17 protein-coding genes, 1 tRNA gene and 1 pseudogene are annotated in these 21,215 nt (G+C 43.6%); 11 read left to right on the top strand and 8 right to left on the bottom strand.

The window, feature by feature from the left end; translation table 11 throughout:
* Positions 1–110: 110 nt before the first annotated feature.
* Positions 111–201: transfer RNA gene (locus tag R7Z47_RS03245), tRNA-Ser, on the bottom strand.
* 318 nt (positions 202–519) lie between these two features.
* On the opposite strand from R7Z47_RS03245, the gene R7Z47_RS03250 reads away from it, so the two are divergent.
* Positions 520–1,200, top strand: coding sequence for a MaoC family dehydratase (locus tag R7Z47_RS03250; protein ID WP_005386198.1), 681 nt, complete (start codon positions 520–522; stop codon positions 1,198–1,200).
* A 63-nt stretch (positions 1,201–1,263) separates the two neighbouring features.
* Here R7Z47_RS03250 and R7Z47_RS03255 read toward each other — a convergent pair whose 3' ends face one another.
* Positions 1,264–2,088, bottom strand: coding sequence for a phosphate ABC transporter substrate-binding protein (locus R7Z47_RS03255; protein WP_017635752.1), 825 nt, complete (start codon positions 2,086–2,088; stop codon positions 1,264–1,266).
* Between the two features lie 266 nt (positions 2,089–2,354).
* Between R7Z47_RS03255 and R7Z47_RS03260 the strand changes: the two genes are divergently transcribed.
* Positions 2,355–2,708, top strand: coding sequence for a DUF3024 domain-containing protein (locus R7Z47_RS03260; protein WP_064354615.1), 354 nt, complete (start codon positions 2,355–2,357; stop codon positions 2,706–2,708).
* 33 nt (positions 2,709–2,741) lie between these two features.
* Here R7Z47_RS03260 and R7Z47_RS03265 read toward each other — a convergent pair whose 3' ends face one another.
* A complete protein-coding gene (locus tag R7Z47_RS03265) occupies positions 2,742–3,551 on the bottom strand; it encodes a helix-turn-helix transcriptional regulator (RefSeq protein ID WP_064354616.1) in 810 nt (269 codons plus the stop codon).
* Between the two features lie 71 nt (positions 3,552–3,622).
* Complete coding sequence (rnb, locus tag R7Z47_RS03270) at positions 3,623–5,626, bottom strand: exoribonuclease II (RefSeq protein WP_064354617.1); 2,004 nt, start codon at positions 5,624–5,626, stop codon at positions 3,623–3,625.
* A 413-nt stretch (positions 5,627–6,039) separates the two neighbouring features.
* On the opposite strand from rnb, the gene R7Z47_RS03275 reads away from it, so the two are divergent.
* Entirely contained in the window at positions 6,040–7,971 is a 1,932-nt protein-coding gene (locus R7Z47_RS03275) for a DEAD/DEAH box helicase (protein ID WP_005375680.1), read from the top strand.
* Positions 7,972–8,043: 72 nt separating this feature from the next.
* Here R7Z47_RS03275 and R7Z47_RS03280 read toward each other — a convergent pair whose 3' ends face one another.
* Complete coding sequence (locus R7Z47_RS03280; RefSeq protein WP_213912003.1) at positions 8,044–9,582, bottom strand: putative bifunctional diguanylate cyclase/phosphodiesterase; 1,539 nt, start codon at positions 9,580–9,582, stop codon at positions 8,044–8,046.
* A gap of 363 nt (positions 9,583–9,945) precedes the next feature.
* Between R7Z47_RS03280 and R7Z47_RS03285 the strand changes: the two genes are divergently transcribed.
* On the top strand, positions 9,946–11,139 hold the full coding sequence (locus R7Z47_RS03285; protein WP_005386205.1) for an acetate/propionate family kinase: 1,194 nt from the start codon (positions 9,946–9,948) through the stop codon (positions 11,137–11,139).
* Positions 11,140–11,207: 68 nt separating this feature from the next.
* On the opposite strand, the gene R7Z47_RS03290 is transcribed toward R7Z47_RS03285, so the two are convergent.
* Entirely contained in the window at positions 11,208–12,137 is a 930-nt protein-coding gene (locus tag R7Z47_RS03290; RefSeq protein WP_213885990.1) for a LysR family transcriptional regulator, read from the bottom strand.
* A gap of 128 nt (positions 12,138–12,265) precedes the next feature.
* On the opposite strand from R7Z47_RS03290, the gene R7Z47_RS03295 reads away from it, so the two are divergent.
* From R7Z47_RS03295 to R7Z47_RS03310, 4 genes and pseudogenes are all read left to right on the top strand, one after another.
* Positions 12,266–13,180 (top strand): alpha/beta hydrolase, encoded by a 915-nt coding sequence (locus R7Z47_RS03295; RefSeq protein WP_213885991.1) that lies wholly within the window; start codon positions 12,266–12,268, stop codon positions 13,178–13,180.
* Between the two features lie 88 nt (positions 13,181–13,268).
* Complete coding sequence (locus R7Z47_RS03300) at positions 13,269–14,207, top strand: alpha/beta hydrolase (RefSeq protein ID WP_213885992.1); 939 nt, start codon at positions 13,269–13,271, stop codon at positions 14,205–14,207.
* 205 nt (positions 14,208–14,412) lie between these two features.
* Entirely contained in the window at positions 14,413–14,715 is a 303-nt protein-coding gene (locus tag R7Z47_RS03305; protein ID WP_213885993.1) for a Fis family transcriptional regulator, read from the top strand.
* A gap of 188 nt (positions 14,716–14,903) precedes the next feature.
* Positions 14,904–15,126, top strand: a pseudogene (locus tag R7Z47_RS03310) (transposase); the annotation flags it as partial.
* A gap of 122 nt (positions 15,127–15,248) precedes the next feature.
* Here R7Z47_RS03310 and R7Z47_RS03315 read toward each other — a convergent pair.
* Together R7Z47_RS03315 and hisD are read right to left on the bottom strand one after the other, a co-directional pair.
* Positions 15,249–16,271, bottom strand: coding sequence for a LacI family DNA-binding transcriptional regulator (locus tag R7Z47_RS03315; protein WP_130545542.1), 1,023 nt, complete (start codon positions 16,269–16,271; stop codon positions 15,249–15,251).
* 132 nt (positions 16,272–16,403) lie between these two features.
* A complete protein-coding gene (gene hisD, locus R7Z47_RS03320; RefSeq protein ID WP_130545543.1) occupies positions 16,404–17,696 on the bottom strand; it encodes a histidinol dehydrogenase in 1,293 nt (430 codons plus the stop codon).
* A gap of 329 nt (positions 17,697–18,025) precedes the next feature.
* Here hisD and dctP point away from each other — a divergent pair, with 329 nt between their 5' ends.
* The 3 genes from dctP (at position 18,026) to R7Z47_RS03330 (ending at position 20,756) form a co-directional block, all read left to right on the top strand.
* Complete coding sequence (gene dctP, locus R7Z47_RS03325; protein ID WP_130545544.1) at positions 18,026–19,003, top strand: TRAP transporter substrate-binding protein DctP; 978 nt, start codon at positions 18,026–18,028, stop codon at positions 19,001–19,003.
* A gap of 86 nt (positions 19,004–19,089) precedes the next feature.
* A complete protein-coding gene (locus tag R7Z47_RS27140) occupies positions 19,090–19,488 on the top strand; it encodes a TRAP transporter small permease (protein WP_369426530.1) in 399 nt (132 codons plus the stop codon).
* Positions 19,482–20,756 carry a TRAP transporter large permease gene (locus R7Z47_RS03330; protein WP_130545546.1) on the top strand — a complete coding sequence of 425 codons (1,275 nt, stop codon included), beginning with the start codon at positions 19,482–19,484 and terminating at the stop codon, positions 20,754–20,756. Before R7Z47_RS27140 ends, R7Z47_RS03330 begins: the two co-directional genes overlap by 7 nt.
* Positions 20,757–21,215 lie beyond the last annotated feature (459 nt).

A 21,215-nucleotide genomic window follows, 5' to 3' on the forward strand; every position in this document is an offset into this window, starting at 1 on the left:
TGGAATATAGTGAAGTGCTGGATTCGCTTACGAGCGAGGATTTCTAAATCTCGTTTTTGTAAGAGCTAAAACGACGAGAGCTCGCAATAAATGCGAGCTCTCTAAATAAGTGGCGGAGAGATAGGGATTTGAACCCTAGATACGCTATTAACGTATGCCGGTTTTCAAGACCGGTGCTTTCAACCACTCAGCCATCTCTCCGTTGTGGGCGGTATAATAAGGAGCATAGTCCGACTTGTAAAGTGCTGAATTATAATAGAAGTACTGTTTGCTTGTTTTATGATCACTGATGTGATGTTGGACGGTTTGAAAAAGGGACAAAAAGTACCAATTTATAGAGTTTTTACTTTATATTAGCGCACGTCAATAAAATGGTGTTTTATTGTTATCTTACTGATATATAAGACATAACATGCTTTTAGGGTACATGTGTTCGCCCGAAAGTATTTGCAAGACTTTGTGAACTAATTCAAAATTAACTGGTATAGCCAGTTGTGCTTAGAATTCTTAAGGGTGTTTATGAAGGTCACAAATCTATTTAAAGACAAAGTTGATGCGATTTCTGCTCATCAATCCGAGTTTATGAATTGGATGTCTCCAACGTTACGCGATTATTGGAGTGACTTTTTGGGGAAAGCTCAAAATAGCTTTCTTTTCTCAAAAGTTCGTGATCACCAGCAGCCAGCCGTCAACGAAGAAGTTGCACCTCAACCTGCACCGATCGTAATGGCACCTGAGGCTCAAAAGCTTTATGACGAGTTAAGTGAAAAAATTGGCGAAGTTATTCACACTGGTGATTGGGTTCATGTGTCTCAAGAACGTATTAACCAATTTGGTGCGGTAACGGAAGACATGCAATGGATTCATACTGATCCAGAGCGTGCTTCAACTGAATCTCCATTTAAGACAACTATCGCTCATGGCTTTTTAACATTAGCATTGCTGCCTAAACTGACGGATTCAGTTGATCCAGAAAAGCCAATGTTCCCAACAGCTAAAATGGTAGTTAACTTGGGTTTAAACCAAGTTCGTTTCCCTTACCCTGTCAAAGCAGGCAATAATGTTCGTGCAGTCAGCACGTTAACAAAAGTAACGCCAATCAAAAAAGGTTTGGAGATTGAGCGCGAAATTAAAGTGGAAATTGAAGGTATTCGTCGACCTGGTGCGGTTGTGGTCTCTGTAATTCAACTGCATTTCTAATTCCGAAACCGGAGAGAACACTACATAGGAAAAGAGAGCATCAAGGTGCTCTCTTTTTTATTTTTACTGATTAAAGTTTTTTACTGGCGTATAACCGTAATCTGCAATCGCTTTTTGTCCCTGCTCTGAACGAAGGAAAGCGATAAAACCTTTACCTGCATCGCTAATCTTATCTACTTTGTATAGCACTAGGAATGGTCGCGCCAACTTGTACTTATGATTGCTAATGTTTGTCGAGGTTGGGTCAATACCATCTAACTGAATCGCCTTGATCGAGCGATCTACTGACCCTACAGAGATAAAACCAATGGCGCGAGTGTTATGGTTAACAATGGTTTTTACCATGCTGTTGCTGTTTACAACCAAGTTGTTTGGGCTGATATCCGAGACAAGGCGATCATTAACGATTTTGGTCAGTCCCAGCAAGCTTTCGAAGCTGTAACGTGAACCTGAAGACGCTTCTCTAGTAACCACCGCGATAGGCTGATCTGCGCCCCCGACCTCTTTCCAATTCTTAATCTTACCTTTGTAAATATCAAACAGCTGTTGCTGAGAAAGGTTTTCTACAGAGTTGGTACGGTTTACAACAACAGCGAGGCCATCATAAGCGATAGGGTATACATTGAGATCTTCACCTTTTTCGCTTTCAGTCAGATAGCGAGAGCTCATGCCTATTTCGGCTACTCCTTTATTGACCATGGTGATACCAGCACTCGAACCAATGCCCTGAACAGCAACGTAATCGTCTGGGTGTGTTTTGTTGTATTCCTCAGCAAGTACATCCATCACACGAGCAACCGAAGTTGAACCCGAGATGTTGATTTCTTTTGCAATGGTAGGGAGGGAGACTGCTATGGCCAATAACGTCGCCACAGTAAAACGTAACATATTAAACTCCATATACGGGATAAAGCAGAGTTTATGATATTGCGTTCAGGTTACACTTTTGTGAACTGTTAGCGCTAAACAGGGGAATTGTTTCTAGTCAAGAGGTGATGGAGCTAGCGTTTCCAAGTGGACTGAGATGATAATCTGGGCAAATGATAATATAGCTATCTTATACTTGAGTTAGGTAGATAACTACCATCGGTGATGATGTAAAGGTTATATACTAGGATCGACAGCTCTAACTATCATCCATCGGGAGAACGTTGATGTCAGTGTCCCAAATGGCGACAAGTCGTTTATACAAATCAGTTCAATCGCTCTGCTCTGCGCGTAATGCTAACTTGCCTGTCGAACAGGGCAAGTGCCTCTATGAGCTAGTAGAAAATGGCGTTGAGCTTCATCGGGCGCATTTTCTCCTCGACTCCCAGCATAGCGAGTATACTTCTCCCGTCGCGAAGATCATGTTTGATGAGGACAACCAACTTTGGTATTTCTATGTTCCCACATATCACAACGAGCTGTTAAGGTGGGTGCCTTATAAGCCACTTCCATTTAGCCAAATGCTTGAGGACTTACTCAACGAATTGGAGCGTGATCCTCAAGCGTGTTTTTGGGAATAGGGTGAGCCCAACGGATGCGAATGCCGACATGATTTATACTTTAGGCTTAACGACTTGGTTTCTAAAGTCTTTGGGGGTCATGTTGTAAACGGATTTAAATGCTGTACTGAAATGCGCTGCACTTTTAAAACCAGACTCAAACGCTATTTCTGTTATTGATTTTTCTGACTTGCGCAGTTGGGTTGCTGCGAAGTTTATCCGTTTCACCTTTAATATCTGAGAAAACGAAAGATCATCTGCGGCGAGGCGACGTTTTAAGGTTGCGATGGACATGCTCATATGAGCCGCTAAGCCTTCTAGCGTGATGTCTTTTTCAATATTACCCTCAATGTACTTAATGGCTTTTTGAGAGTCGCTCAGGCTACTTGCGTCATCTATGATCGATAGGATGTTTGGCTCTACCTCAACCATCAACGACAGCAATGCCATTGCGATATGGCTTTGTGTGTAGTCTGGAGCGTTGCGACTCGCTAACTTAACCAACATGTCCTTCAATTGTGCTACTTCGCCACTGGATTGCGTTGAAAAAGGATAGAAGCGCCTTTCTTCCGTTTTGGAACGTAGCATCGGGTGCGCTTTCTTAAAGTCACAGAATATATTTGGATTGAAGACTAAAGCCAGTGCTTTAAAGCCTCCGTCACTAGAGACGGCTTCTGCACTGCTCAGATCTGCGGAGTTATAGAGTGTGAAATCTCCGGCTTTAAGTTCAAATTGCTCACCATTAGGTTGATGAACTAATAGGGCACCTTCTTCAACAATATATAACCCATTATGTGTTGCAGTGTAACGCTCACTTTTGCGCGCAGTGAAGTGATTAAAGCGAATGATCTCAATGTTCGGCATACTCGTTCTTATCGTTTTACATAACAAATAAAAAAGGCGCTCAATAGAGCGCCTTTTAACTTCATTCGGTATTATTCACTTACAGTCTGTTCTGTTTGTGCTGCTGGTTGTTCAGCGAATACCTGGGTTGGCTTTGCAACTAAACTGCGGTTTTCTTGGTTTACGTCCGTAAGGACAATTTCCAATGTATCCCCAAGTTTGTATACGACCTCTTTATCGATAGAGATGGTACCGTTGTCGCCATTGCACTCAATTCTTTCTTTATTATCAAGAATTAGTGCACCAGGAATAAAGGCTGCTGCGCCATTTTCGAGAAGTCGGACACGTGCGCCTGCACGATTAATATCGAAAATCTCACCTGTGAAACAAGTTTTCTTGCTCGGCTCATCAGCAAGCGTGCGTGCATATAGCCAATCTGAGACATTTCGCTCAGCGATTTTATGATGTTTACGATGTAGAGCTAGCTCTTCGCCTACTTGGTCATCTGGTTTTTGTACGGGTTCTTTACCAAGGATGACGGCCTTCAACATACGGTGGTTGATCATATCACCGTATTTACGAATTGGTGATGTCCAAGTTGCATAGATGTCTAAACCCATTGCGTAATGAGGCAGAGGCTGATTACCCACTTCACTGTATGCTTGGAACTTACGAATACGGTTATCTAGATAAGACGTTTCTTGAGCTGCCAACCAGCGGCGCAACGCAGCAAAGCCTTCTAGTGTAGCAATAGACTCCGCTGTGAACTCCAACTGGCCTTCTGGATTGACAAGTTGAACCACTTCTTCAATCTTCTCGTTCTTGATACCTGCATGCGTATTGAAGACACCTGTTTCAAATTTATCGCGTAATGTACGACCTGCACAGATGTTTGCGGTAATCATGGATTCTTCAACAAGACGGTTTGCACTGCGGCGCATGTCTGCGTGGATAGCAATTACATCGTTATCTTCACTGAGCTCAAAACGGTAGTCAGGACGATCAGGGAAGACCACTGCGTTTTTCTCACGCCATTCAGCGCGAGCAAGAGAGAACTCATAAAGATCACGAACGATGGTCGCGATCTCTTCAGATGGCGTCCATGCTTCAGAGCTGCCGTTTTCTAACCAATCAGACACGTGATCGTATGCTAGGCGTGCATGTGATTTGATGTTTGCCGCGAAGAATTTAATATCGTCGCCAATCACACCATCTTTACTTACCGTTACGGTACAGCAAATAGCAGGGCGGGTTTCACCTTCAATCAGAGAACATAGGTTGTCCGCTAAATCGCGAGGTAGCATCGGGATGTTGCGTCCTGGAAGATAGATAGTATAGCCACGCTCACGCGCTACTTTATCCATTTCATCTTCAGGTGTGATGTAGGCGGTTGGGTCCGCAATAGCGATGGTGAGTTCGAAATCGCCAGATACGGTTTTCTTCGCGTACAGCGCATCGTCCATATCTTTAGTCGATTCACCGTCGATAGTGACGAATGGAACATGAGTCATGTCTACGCGTTCTAGCTCCGTGTCGTCTTTCAGTTCCCAGTTATCGATGCCTGCTGGCTCAGAGTTTGGTAGATCGTTTTGAGCAAGCGTTACCCACCAAGGCGCAATTTTATCATTCGCGTCAGTGATTTTTTCAGAAATTTCTACGAAGAAGGAATTATCGCCTTTTAGAGGGTGGCGAATAAGATGTGCGACAACCCAATCACCTTCGGCGAACTCGTCAGGTTTTAGACCTTTCTTTAGTTTCGCTTTAAGAGATAGCTTTTTAAGCTGTGGGTGATCAGGTGCTACGTTGAGCTTGCCTTTGAACATTTTTACTCGACCAATAAAGCGAGTCACGGCTTGTTCCAGCAGCTCTTGTGGCTCTGCAACTTCGCGTTCATTTTCGGTGCGGATAATGGCGACGACTTTGTCACCGTGCATGCACTTTTTCATGTACGCAGGCGGGATGAAGAAGCTAGTCTTACTGTCCACTTCCAAAAAGCCAAAGCCTTTATCTGTGGCTTTTATTGAGCCTTCTTTTTTAGGCAGGTTTTCTTGGATTTGCTGCTTAAGCTGAGCGAGTAGTGGGTTATCTTGAAACATCTTTTCTTAAATTACCTATGGAGTTGGGCACACTATAATCATTGCGAGCTATTATTACTACCTGTGGAGCGTAATTTCGCCGTGAATTTTGCCTATTTAACCACGAGAAATTGGCTTAAATATTGATGAAATTCTCATCTGTGAGCTACGCGAATCTACGGGGAATGGTAGGGCTGGTGGAAAAATATGCTAAAAATACCATTGTTGAGAATAAATTGTGATGTAATTCAATTTTTTCTGGATTTTTTTATGCTTTTAAGGAATAATCCGCCTCCCTTAGTCGTCCCTAATGGCTTATCGCGGTTGTGTACTGTGCTGTGTTCCCGTCTGAATGGAATCAGTATCTGGATGGATCAGTATCGAATTGGAAGAGCATATGGGACTGTTTTTTTGTTTAATTAAGTAGGATCCCAATGCAAGATTCTGTTATTCAATTCAGTGATTTATCTCTGAATGATTCTATCCTTTCTGCTCTAGACGGAATGGGTTTCGTGTCACCAACTCCAATTCAGGCTGCGGCAATCCCACACCTATTGGAAGGTGCTGACGCGCTGGGTAAAGCTCAAACAGGTACAGGTAAAACAGCAGCGTTCTCTCTGCCTCTTCTCAACAAACTCGATCTAAACCAACGCAAACCGCAAGCGATTGTACTTGCTCCGACTCGTGAGCTGGCAATTCAGGTTGCAGCGGAAATGAAAAACCTTGGTAAAAATATCAAAGGTTTGAAAGTTCTAGAGATTTACGGTGGCGCATCTATTGTCGACCAAATGCGTGCTCTTAAAAGTGGCGCTCATGTAGTTGTCGGTACTCCAGGCCGTGTTCAAGATCTTATCAATCGCGAACGTCTACACCTAGACGAAGTTAGTACTTTCGTTCTTGATGAAGCAGACGAAATGCTAAACATGGGTTTCGTAGATGACGTAACTGCGATCATGGAGCACGCTCCAGAGTCAGCACAACGCGTTCTGTTTTCTGCAACTATGCCTCCAATGCTGAAGAAGATCGTTGAACGCTTCCTTCGTGACCCTGTAACGGTTGACGTTGCTGGTAAAAACCACACTGTAGACAAAGTTCAACAACAGTTCTGGGTAGTGAAAGGTGTAGAGAAAGATGAAGCGATGTCTCGTCTTCTTGAAACTGAAGAAACTGACGCGTCAATCGTATTCGTACGTACTCGTCAAGATACTGAGCGTCTGGCTGACTGGCTATCTGCACGTGGCTTCAAAGCAGCTGCACTGCACGGTGACATTCCTCAGTCTCTACGTGAACGTACTGTTGATCACATCAAACAAGGTGTTATTGACATCCTAGTTGCAACTGATGTTGTAGCTCGTGGTCTTGACGTTCCACGTATTACGCACGTATTTAACTACGACATCCCATTTGATGTTGAGTCATACATCCACCGTATCGGTCGTACTGGCCGTGCTGGACGTAAGGGTAAAGCGATCCTTCTAGTTCGCACTAACCAAATTCGTATGCTTCGCACTATCGAGCGTGTAACTAAGTCATCTATGGAAGAAATCCAACTTCCTCTACGTGACCAAGTTGCTGAAGCTCGTCTAGCTAAGCTAGGCGCTGAGCTTGAAGCAGAGAAAGAGCACAAAGCACTAGACAAATTTGCTGAGCTGGTAGAGAAACTACAAACTTCTCTAGACATCGACCCAGCAACACTTGCTGCTATGCTTCTTAAGCGTCAGCAAGGCAAACGTCCTCTGTTTTACATTGGCGAAGACCCAATGGTTGAAGCAATTGAGCGTGACAAACAACGTCGTAAAGAGCGCCGTGAAGGTGGTCGCGACGGCGGTCGTAACTTCAACAACCAAGACTGGGATACTTACCAGCTTCAAGTTGGTCGTGAGCAAGGCGTTCAAGTTAAAGACATCGTTGGCGCTCTAGCAAACGAACTAGGTCTTGGTAAAGGTTCTATCGGTGCGATCAAGCTAGCTCAAGGTCACACATTCGTACAGCTACCTAAAGCAATGACTTCAGACGCTGCGAACAAGCTAAGCAAGCTACGTATCCGTCAACAAGATGTTGGTGCTGTAGTATGTGATTTCGATGATTTCCGCGAGTCTCGTGGTGGTCGCCGTGACGGTGGTCGTCGCGATGGTGGTCGTCGTGATGGAGGTGGTTACCGTGGCAACCGCGAAGGCGGCAACCGTGGTGGTGATCGTCGTGAAGGCGGCCGTCGCGAAGGTGGCTTCCGTGGTAACCGTGACGGCAACCGCGATGGCAATCGTGAAGGTGGCGAACGTCGTTTCGATCGCAACCGTGGTGGTGATCACCGTGGTGCACATCGTGGTGAACGTGGTCACGGTCGTGGCCGTCGTACAGACGCATAATCACTAGTGATTAAAGCGACGGTTTAAGTCGCTACAAAAAGAATTGAAAGCCGAGCAAAGCGCTCGGCTTTTTTATGCGCGTCTAATACGGTTTTGCTTTTCATCGTGTTTGTTTACCCAACTTATTACTTCGTCTAAGGGCAGGGCAGGACAGAACAAGTAACCCTGAATGATGTCACAGCCTCGACTTCTCAAAAAATGCAGTGTGTCCATGTCTTGAACGCCTTCTGCTACGACCGAATACCCTAATCCATGTGCTAGCGCAATCGTGTTCTCAACGATAGAGCGGGAGCCTTCTGTGCGGCTTGCTGTGGAGAGAAATGAGCGGTCGATTTTAATTTGATCAACCGGAAGATCTCTTAACAGTGACAAAGATGAATACCCAGTGCCAAAATCATCCAAGCTGATCTTTATACCTAATCCTTTAATTTGATGAATTAAGGGGTTGAGCTCAACGACCCTATCGATCGCCATCGTTTCAGTGATCTCTAAACTTATTAGGTCAGCGAATTGCGGGTTTACTTTGAGCAAAGTTTCTAAGCGATTAAACAGCAAGTTAGATGAGAGATCTTTCGCTGATAAGTTTACGTGGACAGGAAGCTTAATGCCTTTCTCTATAAATGTTTGCAGATCCCTTTCTACTTGGTTAAGAACCCACATGGTAATGTTGTGCACCTGATTGCTACGCTCTGCGATAGGAATGAAGTCGTTGGGTGAGATCGTTTTACCATTTTCGTCATGCCAACGAATCACTGCTTCAAAACCGACAGCTAAGTTAGTGTGTGCATCAATCAACGGTTGGTAATACAACTGAAACTCTTCTTTTTCAAGCGCACATTGAATACGAGAAGATATCTCAAGTTGGTACTTAGCCCCGACGTTCATATCCTCATTATAAAACGCAAAAAGATTGCCATTACGCTTGGCGTGATACATAGCGATATCTGCGTGCTTGATCAAAAGATCATTGGTTAGGGCGTCATATGGGTAGGTGCTTATACCGAAAACAACGCGGCAGGAAACTTGAAACTCATCTAAATGAAAGCGTTCAGACATTGCAGAATCTAGTTCTTCTATGAGTTTTCTACCCGTTTCCTCGCATGCAGAAGATGTCAGGATGACAAATTCATCACCACCAACGCGGAATATCTGGTCATTGCCTTTCAGTTTCCCCTGAAGGCGTTGACCAATTTGGATAAGTAACTGGTCTCCACAAAAGTGACCCATTGCATCGTTGACTTGTTTAAAATTAACCACGTCAAAAAGGATCACCGAGAATGGGTCTCTAGATTGTATTCTGCCTTCGATAGACTCAAAACAGTATTTACGATTAGGGAGCCCAGTAAGAGCGTCATGGACGGCATTGCGCTTCTCTCTTTCAGCAACAGTATGAAGCTCTAATATCGAATCGTTGCTCCACTTAATCACCAGCACGACAAAGATACTGCCGCCAAAAAGTATAAGAGAAACCCCCGTTTCTAAGAGAGAAGCAATAGGTTTTTGCATGATGGCGTGCAAAAAAACGGCATAAGCAAAAATGAAACAGCTGATTAACAATAATAGGAAAGTCCACCCGGTTACGTCAGTTTTCGAGCAGATGTTTTTTGTCATCTGCCATCCCCAGCAGAGCAAAATCAAACCTAAGATCACTAATAGAAATGCAATAGTGGGCACATTATTACCCCGATTTATTGATTGGTTTGTTATTTTTGTTCACCCAATAAACAACGTAGCTTATATATCTGACTTTGTACAAATTGACCTATTCATAAATTATGTTTAACAAGTGATATTTTTTAGCCTTCAAATAAAATCAAAACTTGCTACAGATCAACAAAATTTGTTCAATCAAATCGCTTTTACTAAAAGATTGTTGAAAGATTAAAAAATTATTGAATAATAGAGGGGCAAACAAGAAGTACGCAGCGCACAAGCGCTATTACAACCTCTGCTCTACAACAGGATAACTATTTCATGTCTAATTCGTTTGTACTGGTGATCAACTCTGGTAGCTCTTCATTAAAATTTGCTGTTATTGATTCTGAAACCGGTGAAGCTTTGGTATCAGGTATTGGTGAGTGTTTTGGCCTACCTGAAGCTGAAATCAGTTGGAAATATCAGGGAGAAAAAACCGTTGAAGCAATTCCAGCTGGCGGTAACCATCATCAGTACGCTGTTGAGCGAGTGGTAAAACTACTCGAAACTCTAGGTTTGAGCTCAAAATTTGTCGCTGTAGGCCATCGCATTGTCGCAGGCGGTGAAACCTTTAAAGGAACTGTGAAAGTTGATGAAACAGTTATTCAAGAAGTAGAGCGCCTTGCTGAACTTGCACCACTTCATAACAAAGCGAACGCTGAAGGCATGAGAGCGGCAATGGCGGCGTTCCCTTCACTGCCTCAATTTGCTGTATTCGACACTGCTTTCCACCAAACAATGCCAGCCAAAGCCTTTATGTACGCACTTCCTTACGAGCTTTACGAAGAGCATAAAGTGCGTCGTTACGGTGCTCATGGCACAAGCCACTACTACGTAAGCCGTGAAGCAGCGAAAATGCTAGATAAGCCGGTTGAAGAAAGCAGCTTTATCACTGTGCACTTAGGTAACGGTGCATCAGTGAGTGCGGTTAAAAATGGCGAATGTGTTGATACAAGTATGGGTTTGACGCCGTTAGCTGGCCTAATGATGGGCACTCGCTGTGGTGACCTTGATCCAAGTGTTATCGAGTTCCTTTTCCGTAAAGGCTGGGAAAAAGACGAAGTGTTCGAGATGATGAACAAGAAGTCAGGTTTCTTAGGTGTATCTGGTGTGACAAGTGATGCTCGTGGCGTACTAGAAGCAATGGAAGCGGGGAATTCACGTGCGAAGTTGGCATTTGAGATCTTCACTTACCGCGTTGCGAAATACATTACTTCCTACCTCGCGGCTCTGGATTCATTAGACGGCATCATCTTCACTGGTGGTATTGGTGAAAACTCACTACCAATTCGTCGTGAAATCTTGAAAAACCTAAAACTGTTAGGTTTTGTTGAAGATGAGAAAGGTAACGAAGACGCAAGATTTGGTAACGCAGGTGTTATTGCAACATCTGAGTTGCTCGGTGCCAAAGCTCTTGTTATTCCTACTAACGAGGAATTTGTGATAGCTAAACAATCGGTTGAGCTATTGTAATATATAACGAAAACAGAAAGTTAAAAGCGAGCCTCGTGCTCGCTTTTTTATTTAAAGCAATTTGATAATTACTCTTTGGGTTTCAGAAGTTCGCGCTTTTCGATCAAAAAATCCATCAAAACGCGTATTTTTTTAGGCATGTGCTCTCGTGAAGGTATGTATAAATAAAACCCCGGAAACTCTTTACACCAAGGTGCAAGAACTCGGGTTAGCCTTCCTTCACTTATGTGCTTTTCCACCCACAAATCAATGTGCTTCACTAAACCCACACCCTGTATTGCGGCCTGTAACATACTGTAGTCATCATTAAAAATCGCATTGCCTTTAGGCTCGAAAACGACGGTGTGCTTTTCGATATCAGGAGAGGTTAGCGACCAATGGTCGATTGTACCGCTAGAGGTAAAACGATAAGCAAGGCAATTGTGATCTTCTAAATCATCAGGAGTCTGAGGTAGTCCATTTCGCTCAAAGTATTCAGGAGAGCCCACTATTGCCGTTGTTAACGGCGGGGTAATAGGAACCGCGACCATATGTTCATCCAAGCTTATTCCTAAGCGAATGCCCGCATCAACACCTTCTGCAACGATGTTAGAGAATCCATCATCCATGATTAACTCTAAGCGTATTTTGGGGTAACGAGTGAGGAACTCGCCAAGGTGAGGTTCAATAAGCAGTCTAGCTGCGGTTCTCGAAACACTTATACGAATTAATCCAGAAGGCTCAAGGTGGGATTCGTTCAATTCGTTAACGACCTGTTCAATGCTAGTCAACGACGGCTGCAAAATATCAAGCAGACGTTGGCCTTCTTCCGTTAACGACATGCTTCTGGTTGTTCGATTAATTAATCGAACTTGTAGCTGTTGTTCCAACCCTTTTAGGTGCTGTGATAAGGCCGCACGGGTTATCCCCATTTCTGAGGCCGCTTTAGTGAAACTGCGATGGCGAGCAATATGTGCAAACCATGTCAGTGATGAAAGTAAAGAAGGTTCTATTCGCATTTGTTAAGTATAACTAAACAGTCATGTAGGTAAAACGATATTTATCCGAAACAGTCTGTTGACTAATATTACCTCGAAGCTTAGGTCAGCCTGAGATGAACAGTTAACCTCTAATGGAGAATGTCGCTATGTCTAAAGTCACTTTCAAAAATCTAAATGGCCAAGGTATTGAGATTTCAGCGGTTATCAACTTCCCTAAAGATTTTGATGCAAATAAACAGTATGCAGCCGTTGTTGTTTCGCACCCAGGTGGCGGCGTGAAAGAGCAAACCGCAGGTCTATACGCGAGTAAACTTGCGGAAAACGGCTTAATTGCCATCGCTTTTGACCGTTCATACCAAGGTGAAAGTACGGGTTTACCTCGTCAAATGGAAAACCCTTATACAAGCACAGAAGACGTGAGTGCAGTCGTCGACTATCTAACAACATTAGAGTATGTCGATAACGACAAAATTGGCGCGATGGGTATTTGTGCTGGTGCGGGTTACAGCGCAAACGCTGCTATTAATGACCGCCGTATTAAAGCTTTAGGTATGGTTAGCGCAGTAAATATCGGTCAAATGTTCCGTAATGGTTGGGATAATTCGGTTAACGATGCTGATGCCGTTGGTTACTTAGAGTTTGGCTCAAATGCGCGCACAACTGACGCTAATGGCTCTGACTACGCAATCATTCCTCTAGCTCCGATGCGTGAAGAAGACGCACCAAACGCAGAACTGCGAGAAGCATGGGAGTATTACCACACACCACGTTGTGAACATCCGAATGCACCGGGTTTTGCTCTAACCCGCAACTTAAATCAGATCATTACTTACGATGCGTACCACAAAGCGGAAGCATTCCTAACACAGCCAATTCTTGCCGTCGTTGGTAGTGACGCAGGCAGCAAATGGATGAGTGATGACTTGATAGATCGCGCAGCGAGTACAGATAAAGCTATGTATGTCATTGATGGCGCAAACCATATGTCGCTTTATGATGTTGCCGAATACGTCGATGACGCAGTATTCCAACTCGCTTCTTTCTTCCAACGCACTCTTTAATATTCCGCGATGAAAGGCTCGTTGCATTGAGCCTTTCTGCGCTCAAGGCTTTCTACTCACAAGGATTTTTACTCTTAAGGTATTGATTATGAACATGCAAAAAATCACTTTCAGAAATGCTGATATGGCTTGGGAAATGACTGCATTAATTTTATTCCCAGAAGGTTTCAATGAATCGAAACGCTACCCAACGATGATAAGCGTTCATCCTTTTGGTAGTTGTAAAGAACAAACATCCAGCACTGTCTATGGTAAAGCTCTTGCTGAATTAGGGTATGTTGTGATCGCATTTGATGCGAGCTTCCAGGGAGAATCGGGGGGATTACCTCGCTACGTAGAAGATCCAAGTCAACGTGTTGAAGATATCAGTCGCGTTATCGACTATGCAGTGACTTTACCTTATGTCGATGAGAATAGAATTGGTGGACTCGGTATCTGCGGCGGTGGTGGTTACATCATCAATTCAGCCCTAACCGAAAAGCGCTTGAAAGCTGTCGTAGGTATTACGCCTGTCAACTTAGGCCGCTTGTTCCGTGAAGGCTTTAGTATGTACGACCCTATCGCCAATCTTGAAGCTATGGCTGCACAGCGAACAGCCGAAGCTCGCGGCTCAGAGCTGCAAATTAATGAGCTTCTTCCTCCAAGTGTTGAATTTGCAAAAGAAAATGGGTTAACAGAACGAGACGTGTTCGAAGCGACCGAATACTATAAAACGCCACGTGGACAAACCGAAGGTGGTGCAACTCGTATGCTGTTTTCACATGCACAGAAAACACTGAGTTGGGATGCCTTTGCATTTGCCGAAACGTTATTGACTCAGCCTGTTATGGCCGTGGTAGGGCAAAAAGTCGGGGCGTTTGGTGCTTATCGTGATGGGCAGGAAATTTATGGCCGCTCTGTTCAATCAAAAGACCGACAGCTGGTTAATTTGGGAAACTGGTCTCACTATGAACTGTATGACCATCCAGAAGCAGTCGGCATTGCAATGGACAAGGTTTCTGCATTCCTTGAAACACACTTAAAATAATCTAATAAGTTAGAAGCGTTTTGTAGAGTTGCAAAGCGCTTATTTTTAACAGCGTAAGATGTAGTTCGAAGCGAGTAGGTCGGTAAATCTTCGTGCGAATAACCTCATCTACAGGCTATTGACTAAATACCACTGCCAAATACTGTTTAAGACAATGTACACTGAAACCTAATTAAAGGCGTTAGATAGGAATGAAGTTTAATTTATGCGCAAATCAGATAAGAAGGTCGAGAATCTAATTAGAGAAGTGTTGACCGAAGTTTGTGAAGATAAGCTAAAAGGCTACGATGGCTTTCTTTGGGTGACTCATACCGTCAAATTCTCTTCTTTTCCACAAAGTTTAGAAATAGTTTGCGTATTCGAAACGAAGCAAGATCGAGCTAACTTTTTTGAAGGAGAGGGCCGCCAGCATGTTTCCACAACTATTCAAAAGGCATTTAATAAGGCAGGGGTGCAACTAAAGAACGTCAGTAAGCAAATCAGTTACGATACAAAACAAAAGTGTTAGTGCGGGCAGCAATTGAAGTGAGTTAGGGTTGTTTTAGGCATCCAAAGCTTCATTTTATGAGTTTTGATATAAAGCCTGAAGACTAAGCTTGGGCTTTCTCTGCCAAACTTATCTTTGCCCCAATCCTTGTTTAGAGTGCAGTGCGACTCATTTTACTGGATAGCTATTTGACCTACTAAAACTAATCGCTAAAAGGAAAAAGTAGCTTGATGCTTTGTGATCAGTTTGGGGGACTTGAAGTTCAAATATAGAAATCGGTAGTTTTGGTGTCGAGGGTACTATGTTGATGCGGTGGGCAAAAACACCAGCAAGATCCAAGGCTACATTATGCACCAACTAGAGCTGGATAAAATGGGAGACCAGTTGTCGACCCCATATCTAGGTGGCCCGCTTAAGGGCCGCAAGCGATAGTCATATATAAATGTCAGATCACTGAGCGCCTGTTAGGGAGCGGCTAGCAAGAAAGCCTTGCAGGCGCATATGAAAAACCACCTGCTATGCCGGTGGTTTTTTTTGAGCGTCGGAAAATCCAATCACGCAGATTTTCTTTTGATAAGCGCCCCTTTTATCGACATATTGATGGGTTGTTTGTCTGGGGAACGAATTCTTTCTAGAAGATCTGACACGGTGACTTCACAAAGCTGATTTATGGGCTGCTCGATGGTAGTGAGACTGTATGGAAACCATTTGGCGGCCTCGATATCATCAAACCCAGTCACTGCAATATCGTCAGGGATGTTGAGTTCAGTGTGCTCCTTGATTGCATTAATTACACCAATCGCCACTTCGTCATTCCCGCACATCACAACGTCTGGTCTTTTGTCGGAATTTTCGAGTAGAGATAACAGGCTGTGGTAACCTGAATCTACAGAAAAGTCATCATACAATACGCCTATGTTCTCAAGCTCTAGTTCTTCGATACGTGAGAGATAACCTTCGACTCGGCTGATCGTTGTTGATGCATTTTTATTACCTGCAATACATGCAAATCGTTTGTGTCCTTTTGAATCTAGGTAAGTGATCAGGTCTTTTGTGGATTGATAATTATCAGTGCAAACAGAGCTGGCATAGACATTAGGTACTGAACGATTAATGAAACTAAACTCGATGCCGCGATTAGCATATTGATTAATGAGTTTTGCATCTACCGTAGCACTGGCCATAATGACACCGTCTACTTGGTATTGATCTATGAGAGGTAGAATGTCGTCAACATTTTTATCGTCTTGGCTAAAAAGAACAACACGTTGGTTTTCTGCTTGCAAGAGTTCAAGCAACTTCTGTAGTACTTTGGCGTAAAAGTAAGGGTTCTTGGATACTGGCTGAACTATAGCAATGCAGTTTGAATGACTTGAAATTAACGCTCTGGCCATCGCATTTGGTACATAGTTAAGTTGTTTGGCAGCCTCGAGTATTTTTTCTTTATTAGCCTTTGATATTTGGCTCCCTGGTGTAAAAGCTCGGGATACCGATGCCTGAGAGACTCCTGCTAGTTTTGCGACATCCTTGGAGTTAGCTTTTCTGTTTCTTTCCATCATCGATTTTCTATTTTTCAATTAGCTCCACGATAGTATAAGCGTTGCGCATAGACGACAACAATGCGCAACGTTCTTATTTGGTAACTCAGTATTGAACTAAGTCTTCACTGTTTATACATGTCACTTAATGAAGGTGAACCTATGTGGAGCTTACACCTGCTCTTCAGTCGCTTTGTATCGGCGAACTCGAATGTCCGCTTGCTCTTTATGCCCCGCAAAACCTTCTAGAGCACAAAGGCGCGAGCAATACTCGCCAACTTTGAGTGAGGCTGCTTCACTTACACGTTGGTATGTGCACGTTTTGATGAACTTACCGACCCACAACCCGCCTGTATATCGAGCTGCCTTGTTTGTAGGCAGTGTGTGGTTAGTACCAATGACCTTATCACCGTATGACACGTTGGTTTCTTTGCCTAGGAATAGGGCACCAAAGTTCGTCATGTTATCGAGGAAATACTTTGGATCTTTCGTCATTACCTGAACATGCTCGAAAGCCAGTTCATCCGCAACTTGTACCATCTCTTCATATGTATCGCAGACTATAACCTGCCCATAATCAGCCCATGCCTTTGACGCAATTTCAGCTGTAGGAAGGACTTTGAGTTGCCTTTCGATTTCTTGGATGGTTTCTTCTGCAAACTCCTGCGAGTTTGTTAATAAAATTGACGGGGAATTGTAGCCGTGTTCTGCTTGGCCAAGTAAATCTGCAGCAGCGAGTTCAGGATCGCATCCAATCTCATCAGCAATGACTACTGTCTCTGTTGGACCGGCAAACAGATCAATTCCAACACGACCAAAGAGTTGTCTCTTGGCTTCTGCGACAAAAGCGTTGCCCGGACCTACAATAATATCAACTGGAGCAATGGTTTCCGTACCAATGGCCATTGCACCCACAGCTTGTACTCCGCCCATGCAATATATTTCATCTGCTCCCGCCATTGCCATTGCCGCTACGACGTACGTGTTCGGCTTCCCGTTAAAAGGAGGAGCACATGCGATTACACGTTGTACGCCAGCTACTTTAGCCGTCAGTACACTCATGTGTGCTGAAGCGACAAGTGGATATTTTCCACCTGGAATATAGCAACCGGCGCTGTTTACAGGAATGTGTTTGTGCCCAAGAAACACGCCAGGCAAGGTTTCTTCTTCTACGTCTTTAAGAGAGTTTCTTTGTATTTCGGCAAAACGACGAACTTGTGCCTGAGCAAACTCGATATCTTCTTTTTCTTGTTCTGTCAGGGCATCGACACACGCTTTGATTTGCTCATCAGTCAATCGAAATTGCTCTGGGCTCCAGTTATCAAACTTCTCTGAGAGCTCTTTTATGACAGTGTCACCCTCACTTTCTATTCGTGAAAGAATATTTTCCACCGTTGTGCGTACACTTTCGTCATTGTTTTTCGCTACTTCAACGTCAATACCGTTCTTTAAGTAATTGATCATACTGTTCTACCTATTCACCTTGTTATGTACCTAACCTGAGCGCAATATTTAAGATTAATGCACTGTATACGTATTCAATAGATAACCGATTAAGGAGTAGAAAGGATACCGTTCACCCTCATAAATGTGATCTATTCGTACAAAATTGGTTGCTATAATGTTAATTAATTGTTGTTTGAAGGCGATCACAGTTGTTTTTCTTTTTATTTACTAACTTATCGACTCTTCTGAATAGGTATTCAGTGGAGTGGTCTTTAGTTTCGTTGTCATGAGTGAAAAAGTTGTGATGCGAAGTTGGGGAGTAAAAGAAATATTACAAGGAGAAGGGTATGCGTCATTTCAAACGACTGAAATCAATAGGGTTAACGCTCTTGTTAGCTGTTCCATTCACAAGTACTGCTCAGACAGTTCTTAAGTTAGGTCATATCTATGATTCATCGCATCCATGGCATGACAGCGCGGTAGAGATAGCCGATAGAATTGCCAGTAAAACTGATGACCGTGTGAAAATTGAGATCTTCTCGAATGGTACGTTGGGTTCAGAGCAGGAATTGCTCGAGCAAGTAATTACTGGTGGTGTTGACATCGCTGAAATCAGCTCAGGTCAGTTGGGAAATGTATTTAAGCCCATGGTGATAACTGAAATGCCATATATCTTCAAAGATACCGATCACCTAATGCGCTTCTTCGCAAGTGATATTGCCCAACAGATGTTCGATGACTTTAAGGATCAGTTCAATGTTCACTTGCTAGGTTCGAGTTCATGGGGCGTACGACACGTAATTGGCAGCAAACCAGTGACGTCTCCTGAAGACATGAACTCTTTTAAACTTCGAGTGCCAGAGCAATCTATCACTGTTGCTTATGCGAAAGCGATGGGGAGCAAACCAACACCGGTACCATACACAGAGGCGTATCTTGCTATGCGTCAAAACATGGTCGATGGCCTAGAAAACCCTCTAGGATCAATTCAGACAATGAAGTTCTATGAAGTGGGTAACGAGTTGAGTCTTACTGGACATGTTATTACTGCCGTGCACTTTGCAGTTAACGACGCGTCGCTAGCAGCGTTAAGCGCGGATGACCGTCAAGTTGTACTAGATGAATTCGAGCGCTCAGCACAAGACACAGCAAACAAAGTCGTTAAAGCAGATAACGAGGCTTTAACATTCATGAAGAGTCAGGGTGTCAAAGTTACGCAAACAGACCGTGAAGCGTTTCAGGCAAAGACAAAATCAATGTCTGATGACTACGCAGGATATTGGAAGAAGTACGGTGATTTGTACACGATAATCCAGCAACTTTAATTGGCCTGCGAGGGTAAATGATGCATTTGCTAAATAGATTTGATGAATACTTTTGTGCGTTCTTGTTCCTGATCTTGTTTTTGGTTATGTCAGTGAATATTGTGGCAAGAGAGGTCTTTCAAGTTTCATTCGAGTGGGCAATTGAACTCTGTCGATACCTCCTTGTTTGGGTGACCTTCATAACAGGAGTATCACTCTTCCTTCGTGGGCAGCACATCGCCATCGATAACGTGTGGAGGAGGGTTCTAAGGGGAGGGAATCGCAGAGTCTATCTAGCGCTAAATGCAATCCGATACCTGTCGACTATCTGTGTCGGAGTCTTTCTCTCCTACTATGGTTATGAATTTGCTTACAAAATGAGATTTTTTTCAAGTCCATCACTGGAAGTAAGCCAATCATATCTCTATGCCGTAATTCCGATCACCGGTGCGCTCATTGTTGTTACTTCATTGATTAACTTATATAAGGAAAAAGACGCATGTTGATTGGGTTCATTACCTTATTGGTCTTAGTTGTTTTGGGGGTGCCGGTTGCGTTCAGTGTTACTTTCGCAAGTTTGGCCATTGTACTTACTGATCCAATGTTATCGGAAACCACCGCGCTGCAACGCATGGTTTCAGGGGTAAATTCATTTACATTTATCGCCATACCTTTTTTTATCTTAGCTGGAAATCTAATGAATACTGGCGGTATTACCGCACGGATCTTTGAGTTTGCCTCTGTTTGTGTGCGCCATATTAAAGGTGGTCTGGCTCATGTGAATGTATTCTCTAGCGTTATATTCTCTGGTATGTCTGGAGCCGCCGTTGCAGATGCGGGAGGTCTTGGCGCAACTACGATTAAGGCAATGCGGTCAAGCGGCTACGGTGAAAAGGTGAGTATTGGGGTCACTGCTGCTTCATCAATCATTGGTCCTATAATTCCTCCTAGCATGTCCATAATCATCTATGCGATCGTTGCGTCACAATCAATTGAGAAGTTATTTGCCGCAGGTGTTGTGCCTGGGCTTATGATGGCTTTGTCGTTGATGGTTATGATCTATGTATTTTCTGATAGCTTGAAGTGTCCGAATGAAAGGAAGGCAAGTAGGAGTGAAATTTGGCAAGCCTTAAGAAGGGCGTTCCCATCATTGATGACACCATTCATTATTCTCGGTGGGATATTTACCGGAGCCTTCAGTCCAACAGAGTCCGCTGCGATCGCTTGTCTGTATGCCTTGTGTTTAACAATTTTCTACGGCGAGTTTTCGTTTAAGTCCTTTGTTGAGTGCATTGTAGTTTCTACGAAAACATCAGGCCAGGTACTAATGATCATTGCGTCAGCTACCCTGTTTGCTTGGATACTGACCACTAAGCAGATACCTCAAACCATGTCAGAATTTGTATTGGGCGGTGTAGACTCTTTTTGGATGGTACTTCTCTTTTTAAACTTATTGTTATTGACGGTTGGCTTGTTCTTGGAAACCGTAGCAGCAATCAACCTGTTAGTACCAATTATCTATCCAATCATGGTGTTAGGCTTTGGTATGGATCCAGTGCAGTTAGGAATTATCATCGTTCTTAACCTGATTATAGGCACACTTACGCCACCATTTGGAACGGTGTTGTACGTACTCAGTGGTGTATCTAACACCAGCGTCACGGATGTGGCCAAGTACACGGCATTCTTCATTCCACCATTGCTGATTGTGTTGGTGCTGGTGAATGTTTTTCCATCTTTGACGTTAGCTCTGCCAAAATACCTATTTGGGTAGTTTGACTGACACCTAGCAACGGGTTGGAGGTTCAGAAGTAAAAGTAAGCAAACAAGGATTAAGCGCTGCGAAGCCAGCGCTTAATCCTATTGTTGAACAAACCCGGTGCCTCCATATAAGTAGATTGTGCGATCTTTTCTGGTGATGACCTTACCTCGATGGTTCTCCTTGGGTGATTCAAGATACTTTTTCTAATCTGACATAAGCGTTTTAGAGGGACTATGCTAACGCGTTTATGTCCAAAAGCTTGTTGGTCGGTGTGCTGTTATTGGTTCCTCCGTGCGCTATTAATAGAAATACAAGCGAATAAGGAGTGGGTAATCGCTCAAAAGTCGGGTGGAAAAGCGGTAAAACGGCGAAAATTATTGGAACTAAGTCAAGGCCCTTTTTTTAAATGAAAAGGCTTATTGATCTGAACACACCACTTCTCCATATAAGTATATCCACAAATACAAACCT

Origin of the sequence: Vibrio sp. 1641 (genome assembly GCF_033339995.1) — a bacterium.
Taxonomy (GTDB): domain Bacteria; phylum Pseudomonadota; class Gammaproteobacteria; order Enterobacterales; family Vibrionaceae; genus Vibrio; species Vibrio alginolyticus.